The sequence below is a fragment of the Candidatus Hydrogenedens sp. genome (assembly GCA_035378955.1).
Classification (GTDB): Bacteria; Hydrogenedentota; Hydrogenedentia; order Hydrogenedentales; family Hydrogenedentaceae; genus Hydrogenedens.
The window spans coordinates 63394-77276 of record DAOSUS010000002.1 but is presented as its reverse complement, the minus strand read 5'-3'; the positions used below and the strand labels follow the sequence as shown (position 1 = coordinate 77276).

General features: G+C 37.3%; 10 protein-coding genes. 5 read left to right on the top strand and 5 right to left on the bottom strand.

What is annotated here, in order from left to right; translation table 11 throughout:
- Positions 1 to 21: 21 nt before the first annotated feature.
- Positions 22 to 771, bottom strand: coding sequence for a hypothetical protein (locus tag PLA12_00880; GenBank protein HOQ31044.1), 750 nt, complete (start codon positions 769 to 771; stop codon positions 22 to 24).
- A gap of 239 nt (positions 772 to 1010) precedes the next feature.
- Here PLA12_00880 and PLA12_00875 point away from each other — a divergent pair, with 239 nt between their 5' ends.
- The 4 genes from PLA12_00875 (at position 1011) to PLA12_00860 (ending at position 8168) form a co-directional block, all read left to right on the top strand.
- Positions 1011 to 2804 carry a methyl-accepting chemotaxis protein gene (locus PLA12_00875; protein HOQ31043.1) on the top strand — a complete coding sequence of 598 codons (1794 nt, stop codon included), beginning with the start codon at positions 1011 to 1013 and terminating at the stop codon, positions 2802 to 2804.
- A 137-nt stretch (positions 2805 to 2941) separates the two neighbouring features.
- Positions 2942 to 3682 carry a class I SAM-dependent methyltransferase gene (locus PLA12_00870; GenBank protein ID HOQ31042.1) on the top strand — a complete coding sequence of 247 codons (741 nt, stop codon included), beginning with the start codon at positions 2942 to 2944 and terminating at the stop codon, positions 3680 to 3682.
- Positions 3683 to 3692: 10 nt separating this feature from the next.
- A complete protein-coding gene (locus PLA12_00865; protein HOQ31041.1) occupies positions 3693 to 6161 on the top strand; it encodes a hypothetical protein in 2469 nt (822 codons plus the stop codon).
- A 99-nt stretch (positions 6162 to 6260) separates the two neighbouring features.
- Entirely contained in the window at positions 6261 to 8168 is a 1908-nt protein-coding gene (locus PLA12_00860) for a DUF4914 family protein (protein HOQ31040.1), read from the top strand.
- An 85-nt stretch (positions 8169 to 8253) separates the two neighbouring features.
- On the opposite strand, the gene PLA12_00855 is transcribed toward PLA12_00860, so the two are convergent.
- Both PLA12_00855 and PLA12_00850 read right to left on the bottom strand, forming a co-directional pair.
- On the bottom strand, positions 8254 to 9540 hold the full coding sequence (locus tag PLA12_00855) for a nucleotide sugar dehydrogenase (GenBank protein HOQ31039.1): 1287 nt from the start codon (positions 9538 to 9540) through the stop codon (positions 8254 to 8256).
- Positions 9541 to 9560: 20 nt separating this feature from the next.
- The gene (locus PLA12_00850; protein HOQ31038.1) at positions 9561 to 10286 is read right to left on the bottom strand and encodes a TIGR02757 family protein; all 726 of its coding nucleotides are present in this window, start codon (positions 10284 to 10286) and stop codon (positions 9561 to 9563) included.
- Positions 10287 to 10456: 170 nt separating this feature from the next.
- Between PLA12_00850 and PLA12_00845 the strand changes: the two genes are divergently transcribed.
- Positions 10457 to 11038: an XRE family transcriptional regulator gene (locus PLA12_00845; GenBank protein ID HOQ31037.1), complete on the top strand. Its 582-nt coding sequence runs from the start codon at positions 10457 to 10459 to the stop codon at positions 11036 to 11038.
- Between the two features lie 61 nt (positions 11039 to 11099).
- Here the strand turns inward: PLA12_00845 and PLA12_00840 are convergent, their stop codons facing one another.
- Together PLA12_00840 and PLA12_00835 are read right to left on the bottom strand one after the other, a co-directional pair.
- The gene (locus PLA12_00840) at positions 11100 to 12398 is read right to left on the bottom strand and encodes an HD domain-containing protein (GenBank protein ID HOQ31036.1); all 1299 of its coding nucleotides are present in this window, start codon (positions 12396 to 12398) and stop codon (positions 11100 to 11102) included.
- Between the two features lie 179 nt (positions 12399 to 12577).
- Positions 12578 to 13879, bottom strand: coding sequence for a pitrilysin family protein (locus PLA12_00835; protein HOQ31035.1), 1302 nt, complete (start codon positions 13877 to 13879; stop codon positions 12578 to 12580).
- Positions 13880 to 13883 lie beyond the last annotated feature (4 nt).

The window sequence follows — 13883 nt, the reverse complement described above, 5'->3', positions numbered from 1 at the left end:
CATTGAATTGGATTAAGAAAATCAGGTTATTTCTACGGGTAAAAATGTTAGCAACGCTTGCCGTGTTTCCTCAATAGTATGTAGTTTCCCGAGATGTGAGATTAAGAAATCCTGACATTTCTTAAAATATATTTGATTTTCTATGTAATTACTAATCAAATTCACCCGTTTGTTAGCCTCATAAACCAACTCGTGGGCTATATTTCCTCGTGAAAAATATACCTTTTCTATCCTCCTTCGGTATCCAGATAAAATACGGATATAAAACATCAAATTAATCCGGCGGAAATATCTTTCCGAGACACGATTTTCAATACATATCTGGTCGTATGCCTCTTCTATATCATCGGCATGAAGGTTGGTAGCAAGAATATGCCCATAATCTAATAGTGAAAAATAATTTCGTAATGCGGAACCCCAGAGATAGGCAAACCAATGTCCCTCCCCAATCTCATGACATATATAACACTTTTTCTTCTTATTTTGTCCTTGTTTTATTCCCTGAAATATTTCCTGCTCTGTAGCAGCAACAAGGGGCACATTGAATGGAACAAAGTTCAGTAAAGCACCCATTACCGTGGTTTTCCCTGCTCCCCCGGGATTGGCTCCCACAAGGAATGAAGCACCCTGACTAATCCAATAAAGGGCAAAACTGGCTAATTCTATATCCAGCGTTTCCCGTTCTAACAAATCAAAAATAGAGAACATTCGCCCTCCTCGTTGATTGCACCGATTAATCTCATTGCAATGGGAAATAACTTCTACTTGCATAACAACCTCCTCTACCCAAATTTATTTTGAGATATTCTACTAAAATCCAATATCTCCTTGATAACTTCTCAAAACACCGCCATAAAATACTTACCCGAAATATTTAATTTTCACCAGGATATGAAATTAAAATACTTTAGAGGAAGAAATCTAATCATAGTATTTTGTTTTAATCTTATATTATTGACTATGATATGTGTTCCAATTTTTTATCCATATTATGATAAGGACTAACTAAAATGAAAAAATCTATGCTATTTAAAGGTTTTCAAGGGAAACTATTATTTGCGATAATTTTAACATACATACTATTAATTATTATTCAGGGTATTTTATTTGTTTACGGTAGGAATTTAGGAAACTCCCTTTCTCAAAATATAAATACATCTGCAGATGCAAGTCGCCAATTTAGTGAGTTTTGGACATTAATTGACAGTTTTATATCTAATCGAACTCCAATTTCAGAAATAGAGAATAAAAAGGAGTTTATATTAAAAAATAACATTTTTCTCCCATACAAAAAAGACATTGAAAATATATTGCAACTTTGCACAGAGATTGAAAAGATACGGTCTGAAAACTTGCAGTTAAAGGCTGATGTTAGAAAAAAGGCTGAAGAAAATATTTTACAGTCGGATACCTATATTAATGAAGTGGTAAAAAGACTTGTAGACCCATCAGAAGAAGGCAAAGTAACCACATTAGAAAAATTGGTAATTGTTGGGGCTTTAATAAACACAACAACCAATTATAAATTACTAAATATTTTCGAACGATTATCTTACGATACTACCGCGAAAGAAGAAATTATAAATTTTTTCAAAGTTTTGTTTGAAAATGTAGATAGGGATATAGAAAGGTTGAAAAATACCGATTTTGCCCAACTCCCCGTGAATGCCAAGAAAGCAGGATTATTAATGAATGACCTTACTGTCAAATATATTAAAAATTTAGAAACTCTGGACGAAAAAATATCATCATTAAACCTCTTAGGGCGTGATATTTTAACGAAAATTGAATCGGCTCCTGTACAGTTGGGCAAAGAGAGTGTTTTAAAGCTCACAGGAAACACGAGAAATAACATTATAATAAGCACAAGTATCATTCTTATTTCTGCTCTAATAATTTTATATGTTATCCGAAAAGTAACAAAAAATATATCTGAAATTACAGATAGTATTCGGGAATCTGCCTCATCTGTTTTATCCGGTGTTCAGGAGTTAACAGGAGGAAATCAAATTCTTGCAGAATCTACATCCGAACAAGCTGCATCTATTGAAGAGATAACTTCTACGCTTGAGGAACTTTCCTCCATCGGGAAGAAGAGTGCTGATAGCTCTTCCAAAGCCAATCAAATAATCCAGAAAGAATTAGTAGAGATTAAAAAAGTTGAAGAGTCTATCCAGAGTTTGAGCACATACATGAAGGAAGTTGAAAATGCCAGTTTCGAGACATCCAAGGTGATAAAAACAATTGATGAAATTGCTTTCCAAACAAACCTTTTGGCTTTAAATGCGGCTGTTGAAGCAGCAAGAGCTGGTGAAGCAGGTGCAGGTTTTGCAGTAGTAGCGGATGAGGTTCGGCATTTAGCAATGAAAGCCGCAGAAGCCGCTCGTTTAACAGCATCGCTTATTGGACAGACTGTGGATAAAGTGAAGCAAGGTTCCGCTATTACAAATAATGCATCTGAAAATTTCAAAAAAATGGTAGAAGGGGTTATTGAGGCTTCAAATATAATGGAAGAAATAACAAATACCTCTGCATCGGCATCTAATGGAATTGCTCAGGTCACCAAAGCAATAACAGAGATAGATAAAGGGACACAGCAAAATGCTGGCGTTGCAGAGGAAAGTTCATCAACAGCTGAAAACTTAAAGTCAGAGGTTCAATTCCTTTATCAAACCATGGCAAAACTTGCACAATTAATAGGACAGGAAATAGAACAGGCACAATCCGTTAATATCAAAAGACAAACTTCCTTACCACCTACACACAATTTAATTTCATTACCTAAAAATGATACAGATAAATAGCAAAATACCGTCCTAATGTCATTTATAAAAGAACTGTTTTTTTCCTATATCTCTACATGATTTTTTTGATACAATAGGTATAGGAATATTCAAATTAATTATTTATGATTTTTTACAAATCTAAAAGGTGCCTTTGCATGGGTTTCAATAGTATTGCAGAGTTTTACTCGCTGTTGTTTGATGAAAAGGCTCGATTATCACGGGAAGGACCCTTGTTGTTGGAGATATTGAAACAATATAAACAGCCTGCACAAGTATTAGACCTTGCCTGTGGTTCGGGTGTTCATTCACGATTTTTCGCAGAACAAGAAGCATCTGTTATCGGGGTAGATGTTAGTCCAGATATGTTAAGGTATGCAAAAAGACAAAAGCAGTCAGCCAATATCCGTTATATCGTAGGTGATATTGTTAAATTACCTCTTATCGGTTACTGGGATGTTATCCTATGTCTTGGCAATTCGCTATGCCTGTTACCTAACCGAAATCTTCTTTCTGATTTCTTTGCCCAAATCAAAAACCTATTATCTCCCCGTGGTACTTTTATCCTGCAAATCCTTAATTATGAGCATTCCGATATGAAAGAAATGCAAACAAAATATGTGCAAAAAGAAATAAATGGCAAAAAAGTTACTGTCATTAAAACACTCATACCAGATAAGGATGTGATTTTTCTTGCTATTAATTATTTTACACAAGTTCAAGGGAAATATGAAACATCAAACGAATCCAATATATTATTAAAACTCTCCTCATCGGAATTGGTAAATTATGCCGATGAAGTTGGCTTGTCTGTTCTCTCTGTTTACGGAGATTTTCAAAAATCAACCTTTAATCCTACAATGAACAAGGATGTAATAATCATTTTTTTCAAAAAATAAGGATAATGATATGAGAACTCTTCCTATCTTCTTTGTGTGCTTTACCCCATTATGTACCGCTATCCTGCACGCGGAAGAATGGAACTTTCACATCTCAAAGCAACTGAAAGATAAGACGCCTACTGCAATAGCTCTGGAGGACCTGATTGCTGAAAGTAAAAAATATAATATATCGTTATCCATCTTGTCCGAGGGCAAAATTCAGCAAGGGAAAAATACAATGATTGTTGTAAACAAAACGGAAAAGGAGTTGTTAAAAAATCTTCCGAAGGAGTTTAAAGATAAATTATCCGAAGATATACCTGAAGAGGGATTTGTTATTCAAACATTATGTCAATCCGATAATTCAAAAATAGTCGTATTGGTTGGAGGGTCAGAGATTGGAACGGCACATGGTCTCTATTGGATTTTAGACCGATTACAGGTAAATCGAACCATTCCAGAGATAAATACACAACGAGCACCTGCTTTCCCTGTGCGTATTGCCGGTTCATGGGGCAGAAATTTACACGGAGGAGCAACAGAACAACAAATAAAGACCTCTTTCCGCTATGGTTTTAATTGGGTGTCTGGGATGAATACATTGGACTTAGTTCCCTGGAATTCAGAACCAGAAAAGAAAAACAATCAAGAACATATTAAAAAGATAAAACCTCTTATGGATTTGGCTCACTCGTTGGGTATGCACTACTTCGCATTTAGCAATGAACTTACCTATCATCCTTCCTTGTTTGATAATAATCCTGAACTTCTCAATCCCTGTCTTTCAGAATTCTGGGAACGGGTAAAAGAAAAATATAGGCTTTTATTTACAGCCCTACCTGATTTAGATGGAATAGAAATTTGTCTGGACGATATTTCAGGCTTCTGGGACAATTACCATCCCTTTGATATTTTACACGATTGCCCCGACTGCCCGATGAGTTATGAGGAACGATATAGGCTCCTACTGAAAAATATTCACGAGGTTGTCGTCGGTGAATTTAATAAAACCTATTTTCAAAAGAACTGGGGATTGAGGGAATACGAAATCCATTGTCAGCCAGAGGTTTTTAAAAAGGTGTTTACGGATGAAATACCGACCAATAATCTGTTCGTGAAAATAAAGGTAACGCGTGCAGACCGTTGGTGGTTTCAACCTTATAATCGCACTTTTAATTTAAGCCCTCACAGAACTATAGTAATTTTTGAACCGATGAACTATTATGAAGGGTCTGATACCCATCTGTTCCCTACTTTTTCCGGTGAATATTTTCAAAACGGGTTGAAATATTTCTTATCTGCGGATAATACCAATGTTTCAGGTTTATCTTATCTCGGAGGTATCTCTGCTAATGAATGGTCTACAAGAAGTGCTTATGTTTATACATTATACCGTCTTACATGGGAACCCAATGTTGATATAAGACAGGTAGCTCACGACTATTGTGCTATAAATTTAGGTCCCGAATTAGCAGAACCAATGGCAGATATTCTTATGGACACTGCAAATGCATATAAATACGGCTTATTCCTCGAACCGATTGCCTATGGTCAATTTAATTCCTTCCCTCACATGCGTGTTGGCACCTTTGTTGCAGAAGGATATCCATTGATTGATTTGGGGAAAGGACACATCCAGTTCCTAAAAAATATATATCTGCAATGCCTTCCATGGTGCGAGTTTACAAAAACGCAATTAAATTTCGGATTGTCGAAAGCAAAAAATATGCTTGAAAAATTTAACAACATAAAAAATAAGATTAAGTCTGAAGAATTATCTAATAAATTAGAATTACAACTTAACATGACCCTTTCTCTCATAAACACCCATTTTGACTATATGGAAACAGCATTTAATTTCTTCGATTATCTGGAGAATAGCTCTGTAGAAAAGAAGAACTCTTTACAAAATGCACTGTTAAAACTAATCAATTCCCGTGAGACATTCCGAAATATACCGGGATTTAATTATAAGTTAGACGGCGTAAATGTTTTAATAGAACATGCTCAACGGGCGGTAAAGGATTTGCAAGCGGAAAAAAAATTGTTAGAAGCAGTTCCCTCCCAAAAAGAAATTGACCAAATTATTCAGGAACAGCAGGAAAAATACAAGGAAATATTCAAACAATATCAAGGAATAATGAAAAGGTTGGGACATTTTGAAATACTGATTGATGGACAGGACCTTTTACATATCCAAGGGAATGAATATCGTATTGAACATCTCCGCTGGGATGGACCAGAAGTTGTCTCTGCACAGTTATTCTCTCCATTACCTCAAAAGGAAGTAATCGTAATCCCCATGGATATGGATACCCGTCCCTTACATCCTTTCGTGTTATACCAACCTTCCGCCTCCAATAATTATCAAACCTCGATTTACCTCGATGACCGTCCTGGGGGTACAGGTAGATTTGTTTTTGACTTATATTTGTTGGAACCTGATGGAAAAGACCTGCCGATTATAAAAAATTGGTCCGAATACTTTGTTAAGTAAATCTGTTCGAAATAATCGAATTTGTTTAATTATTTTTGATATACTACTTTATTTAATTTTTAATTCATGTAATGGAAAAGCAACAAAAGGGATTCTTCTATGCGAAAGATAGAAAGAAACTGGAAAAATGTAAAAATGCCAGAACAAATAAAGAATATTTTGTCAAAATCAAAGAAAGTTTCTGTTGCTACATCTATTAATGAATTAATTGAAATAGCCTGTGGTTCTTCCGCACCGGATGCCCAGTTCAAAGTTGAATATGATATTCCAGGAATAGGTAATTATCACGAAGCCACCGTTAATCGCGTTAGGAACGGTGTTTGTGTAAATTATACAGAACCCTATATGAGAAGAAGGGACCCTGATTGCACATTCATTGGAGACAAAGAGCCCACAGATAAACCCTATTTTGAGGATGTGTTTGGCTATCCTTTTGAAAAACTTGCAGAGGAAACCTTTGCCTGGCTCCAAACTCAGGAATTAATTATGTTTGGTTTTATGGCAGGGGGTGATTTTTTAGGGAAACAGGCTTTCGCAATTGCTCCTGCTAATGCGGGTTTCTTTGCTTTAGGTTTAGCACTGCTTCAAGGAATTGTCTCGTGGGATGTGTTGACTACTAAATTTGACCCGAAACTGATTATGTATATTGCCCCTGTTTTTCGTCATACGCATTTTAACAAAAAACAGGTTGTTGTCCATCACCGAGGAAAAGAATATTACGAAATCTTTTCCTACAATTTATATCCGGGTCCCAGTGCTAAGAAAGGGGTTTATGGATACCTGCTACATTTAGGGGAGCAGGAAGGTTGGATAACAACGCATAGTTCCACAGTTCAGGTAATTACCCCTTATGACAATGTGGTAACCATTTTACATGAAGGCGCCAGTGGTGGTGGAAAAAGTGAGATGCTCGAATCCATACATCGTGAGGAAGATGGTCGTATTTTGGTAGGGACAAATATCCAAACTAATGAGCAAATTTTATTAGAATTACCCCGTGCTTGTGCTTTGAGACCTGTAAGTGATGATATGGCTCTTTGTCATCCTTCCTTCCAGCGTGGAGATGGAAAAATCACTGTAACCGATGCGGAAAAAGGTTGGTTTATTCGTGTAAATCATATAGGTAGGTATGGGATGGACCTTACCTTTGAGGCACTTACAGCACAACCACCAGAACCTTTGTTATTCCTGAATATTAATGCGGTTCCCAATTCTCGTGCTATGATATGGGAACACACAGAAGACGAACCAGGCATACCCTGTCCCAATCCACGCGTAATTGTCCCTCGCCGTATTATGCCCAATGTTATCAACAAGCCCGTTTCTGTGGATATTCGCAGTTTTGGTGTACGAACACCTCCATGCACCAAAGAGAAACCTTCTTATGGTATTATTGGTATGTTCCACCTTTTACCATCGGCATTAGGTTGGCTATGGCGTTTGGTGGCTCCACGAGGACATGATAACCCTTCTATCGTCCATACCGAAGGGATGACCTCCGAAGGAGTTGGCTCTTATTGGCCCTTTGCTACTGGAAAGTATGTACATCATGCAAACCTATTACTCGACCAAATTTTAGCCAGTCCGCGGGTATATCATATCCTCTGCCCTAACCAGCATATAGGTGCCTGGAAAGTTGGTTTTGCACCCCAATGGTTAGCCCGAGAATACCTCGCACGGAGAGGAATTGCTCGTTTTAAGCCCACTCAATTGGTTAATTCGCGATGTCCGTTATTGGGACATACCTTAAAAACAGTTAGAATTGAAGGGGAGATTTTGCCTAACTTCTTATTTGAGACTTATTATCAACCAGAAGTGGATGAAGAAGCCTATGATGAAGGTGCTGAAATCCTTTATAACTTTTTCCGTAACGAGTTAAAGAAATACATCACCCCGGATTTACATCCGTTAGGAAAGACAATTATCGAGTGTTTTATGGACCGCGGATTTTTAAACGATTACATGACACTCCTCCCAACTCCCTATATTGATACCTCTCAGGATTAACTTTTTCTACTCGAAACATCTTTCAAAAAAATAATTCCATACAGACATCCTGCATTGGACATATAAAATTATATTATCGGTAAGTCTATAGCTTTATAACCTTTTGTTTTAAGGAGGGAGCCACATTCTTTGTAGCGTTTCGTGTATCTAAAACGAATTGAGACTGTTTGACAATTTCTTCATAGTCATAAACAGAGTGGTCCGTAATTATAACCACAAGGTCAAATAAAGACAAGCCCTCTTTTATCGGGTATGATTGCAATATTTTCTCCTCAACTTCTAACTGGCTTACATACGGGTCAGAGAAATATGTTTCCGCCCCTTTTTTAATAAGTAGCGAAATAATATCCAAGGCAGGAGATTCTCGAAGGTCTGAAATATCTTTCTTATAAGTTACCCCTAAAATTAAAATTTTACTTCCCTGAATACTTTTTTTCTGCTTGTTTAAGGCATCTGCCATCTTCTCTACTACATATTTGGGCATGGACGAATTTATTGTTCGGGCTAATTCAATAAACCGTGCCGTATAATTTAATGTTTTCATTTTCCAGGATAGATACACAGGGTCAACAGGAATACAATGTCCACCCAAGCCGGGTCCCGGGTAGAAAGGCATAAAACCAAACGGCTTGGTTCGAGCAGAATCCACCACCTCCCATATATCTATACCCAAAGTATCACACATCATAGCCATTTCGTTGACCAGTGCTATATTGACTGCACGGAAAGTATTTTCCAACAACTTTACCATTTCTGCCGTTCTCGCATTCGACACAGGCACAATTTCAGAAATGATATGTTGATAGAGCTCTTGGGCTTTCTGGGTACATGTAGGGGTAATTCCTCCTATAACTTTGGGTGTGTTTCGTATATGGAATTGTTTATTCCCGGGGTCATAGCGTTCCGGTGAGAAAGCAAGAAAGAAGTCTTTTCCTACACACAATCCACCTTTGGACAAACGCGGTAATACCACTTCTTCTGTTGTGCCGGGATAAGTTGTGCTCTCAAGAACAATCAGCATCCCTTGATGTAAATAAGATTCGATAGCATCAACCGCCTGTATGATAAAAGATAAATCCGGCTCCTGAATCTTATTCAAGGGTGTAGGGACACAAATACAAACAGCGTCTATTTCTTTGAGTATTTCATATTCATCCGTTACAAAGAAACGGTTTGTTTTCATCGCTTGTTGAATAACTTCATCAGATACATCATCATTATAGGATAAGCCCGATTTAAGTTTATGAATCCTTTCTTTATCCGTATCAATTCCCCATACTTCCAGACCACTTCTATGAAATTCCAGTGCAAGAGGAAGTCCTACATATCCCAAACCTAATACAGCAACTTTTTTCGTTATACCTACTTCCATAAACATATCCTCAATAGTTATTATTTACCTTTCCTTTCATCATATAAGATTTTGTCTCGCATTCCCAACATACCCGCCTGACAAAGGGAAAAATCATACCGCAACGGGTCTTCAGGACATATTTTACAAAAAATCTCTGTTAATACCATTGCCGTCTTCGCATTCCGAGAACGAACCGATATAAGACGGAGAGAAACAGCCCATTGATAAATATGAGTATCTAAAGGGATGATTAATTGATACGGCTTGATAAAATTCCAGCAGCCCACATCAATCTCATCCTTTCGCACCATCCAGCGAAGGTAAAGCCAGAACCGTTTACAAGCCCCACCCTTATTGGGCATGGGAACTAAAAAATATAAAGGGCTATCTGCTAATCTACGCAATTCGTCTGTAAATTTTTGTAATGTGTTCCATAAATTTCCCGATGATTTTTCATAATGATTTAATATACAAAAACCTATTGTTCCATACTCTTCCAGTATTCGACGAAGTCCATATAAAAAATTAGCCACGGTTTTGCCGTTTACAAATCTATGTTGAAATCCTGCAAGAACCCCTTGAAAATCTTTGCGAGACCAATTTAATAATTCTTTTGACGGAGAACGCCATAAAGAAATAATTTTCTTTATTTTGCTATTAAATGACTTTGCATTTCCAAAAGCCAAAAGTGCAGAGACAAGCCCCACGATTTCCATATCCTCTTTATCGGGATACGAATAAATCCATTGTATTGGGTCATTCATTGCAAATCGTCTATGATGATATTGGGAATATACCTTTTCAAAAATATATCTTGTCGTCTCAATTTTGTTTTTAGTTATCATAATAACAAAGGGTATTAATAAGTCGCTTTCTTATGATATGATAAATACAAATATTTTTTGGATTTTTTAACTGAACAGGAGAATTCATTATGGCACTTTCAAGCAGTTTGGGGCAACATATAGCACGACTACGGCAGGGCAAAGGGATTTCTCGTGAAGAGTTAGCCCAAAGAAGTCATTGCACACCTGAAATCATTGAAGCGCTGGAAGAAGGACATCTTTCACCTTCATTAGTCCCTCTTCTCCAGATAGCCCGCGGATTGGGTGTACATTTAGGTACTTTGTTAGATGACAAACCGCATGCAGAACCCGTAATTACCCGTAATGGAGATAAGAAAAGTCCCATAGTCCGCTTTTCTGGCATACGAGTTGCCTCAGACACCAGCACACTTGAATTTCATCCGTTAGCCTATAACAAAGCGGGTAGGCACATGGAACCTTTTTTAATTGATATTCATCCTACGGTCTCTGAGGACTGCATGTTTTCAGTGCATGAGGGGGAGGAATTTATTTTCGTCCTTGACGGGAAAATACAGGTATCGTATGGTTCGGACATATTTATATTAGCCCCCGGTGATAGTATCTACTATGACTCCACCACTCCCCATGAGGTTCGTTCCGCCAACGAAGAAAACGCCCGCATATTAGCGGTTATTTATACCCCCGAATAGAAAAGAACATCCCGAAAACATTCATCGTGAACAAAACGCTAAATACAGAATATTGGTCTCTTTATTTTTTATTCTTCGTTTCGATTTCATAAAATCGTTTAATATCTTCTCGAAACCTCTTATAGGCCTGCTGGGCTAAAGACTCCGATTCATCACGCCGTCTCTTCGCTTCCTTAAAATGTGCCAGCACATAATCCACTATATCTTCATCTAACTTCTTGGAATCTGCCATGGGCTTCATAATTTTTACAACTTCACCTTCACTCAATTCGCCACGGTAAGGTCGGTTCTCTGTAATTGCAGTGAAAACATCGGCTACAGCAATGATGCGGGCAATCATAGGAATATCTTTTCCCTTCAAACCGAAAGGATAACCCGAACCATCTAATTTTTCATGATGATAGGGGGTATATCTCAAACATGGATATTCTTTATACATCGTCTCTAAAGCCGTATGACTGTAATATACATGAGCCCGCATAATGTTCCATTCTTTGGAATTAAGTCTTCCCGGTTTCTCTAATATATCTATAGGTATGGCTAATTTCCCTATATCGTGAAGAAAACCTGCCTCCCGAATAATATTACAGGGCTCCTCCACAGGAAATTTGCCTGAATGAAATAACCAGGATGATATTTCCGCCACACAATAACTATGACTTGCCGTAAACTGACTTTTGAAATCAATCAAATATCCAATCACTTCCGCAATTTCTGTAAATATGCTATCCTGAGGTAATTGAAGCACACTTTCCAATAGAATTTTTTCTAACATCAAATCTGGCGGAATAGAGACCAAATCAAGCCATAAATAGTCCTGTTTTTTAATAACAGAATGAAAGACATCTAATACTTCCGGATGATAAATTTCTTTGCTTGATTCAATGTATTGATAAACATCCTTTATCTGCTCAAGAATCGGTTGTGTCGGATTTATGTGAACAGCCAATCGGTCTGCTAATCTGATAATGAAACTCTCTAAGGGAACCGAATTGTTATCGGGATTACTACAAACGGAACGGGCATTTTGTTTTCCATAATTAACATGATGATATTTAACGATTTTAGATGCCTGATGGAAAAAGGGAATTTTATTAAACAATAAAAAGACTGTTAATGAATGTGTTGCAGGAAAATTCTCTTCCAAAAGTAAAAAACTTTCTTTCTGAGATAAAGAAAGCAAGCCAATATCATGGATGGATGAGGCGATTACCAAATCCTGCATGGCTTGTGGAGACAAACCTAAGTGTTCGCCCATTCTCTTGCTTAAATAAGTAACCTGAGCCAGATGAGGGGCTAACTGCGGATTAAATAGTCCCAACATCTTATTTAACGATTTGATAATATCTACTATAAACATACAACTATTCTCTCTTATGATACCTATATATTATCATATAATATGGACATCTGTAATAAAGGTCTCATGTATTCATAAAAGGGGTTCTTATATGGAAAAAGTATTATTTTTCAAGTCAAACAGCACAAGGATTAACTATTACCTATGTCTTATAGTTTTTTTATAAATCTCTACAAATTCTAAAAACAAATATCTTTGTGGGATAGTTTGTATTTGGCGGGACCTAATGACACCAGAGCGATATTGGTAGAAGTGCAATATTTGCGGAAGAACTGGCATATTTGTGAGGGAGTAATTTGGTCAAGAGCTGAGAGGATTTCTTGTATGGAGAGAATATGGTTATGATAGATAATGCTTTTACCGATACGGGTCATGTGTGTTTCCGCATGTTCATGCGCCATCAATAATTCCCCTTTAAGTTCCTGACGATATAATTCAAGTTCTGTCTCTGAAATAGGTATCTCTTTGAGTTTTTTTATTTCATCAAGAATAATATGAACTACAGCCCTGAAATTTTCGGGTGCTACACCGGCATACACGCCGAAAGTCCCCGCATAACGGAATAGGTCGTGAAAAGAAAAGATATTGTAGGCAAGCCCTTCCTGTTCACGAATGCGATAAAAGAGCCGCGATGTAGAACCACCTCCCAGAATATTACTCGCCAATTCACAGATAAACCGTTCTTTATCCGTCATCGAAGGAGCCGGATAACCTAAACAAAAATGCATCTGCGATATATCCCGCGAATGATGTTTCATTCCCGCATGAAATATGGGCTTGGGGTCCATTTTTTCTCTTCTCGTCTTTTTCGGAAAGTCGTGAAACCAATGCTGGAAGTTATGCAGAAGTTCTTCTTCATTAAAATTTCCAACTGCAGTAATTATTATATTTTGTGCGGAGTAAATTTTTTTGTAAAACGAGATGATATCGTTTTGGGTTAGATGTTTGACAGAACGAGCCGTTCCTAATATAGGTCGTGAAAGGGGATGCTTCCTCCATACAAATTGATGGAACAGGTCTAAAATTATATCTTCGGGTGTGTCTTCCAATAAAGAAATTTCTTCAAGGATAACATTCCGTTCTTTGTCTATCTCCTTAAAGGTCGAATTTTTCAAGATGTCCGATAGGATTTCGATGGCAAGGGACACATATTCCGTCAGTGTTTTAATATAGAAGCAGGTATATTCTTGCGTGGTAAAGGCATTAATCTGTCCTCCTTTACATTCAATCGCCTCCATGATGTCGCGCGTTGTTCTTGTTTTTGTGCCTTTGAAAAAAAGATGTTCCAGGAAATGAGCCAGTCCTTCTTTCCCTTCCGGTTCGGACGCTGAACCTCCAGGTACCCAGACCCCTAAATTAGCTGAAAATAAGTATGGAATTTGTTTTGTAAATACTCGAATACCATTAGGTAATGTATAGGTACATATATTCTCTTCTAAAGAAAGGTTTATCGAACGCTTTGCCCGTTTAAAATGTCTCATCGAA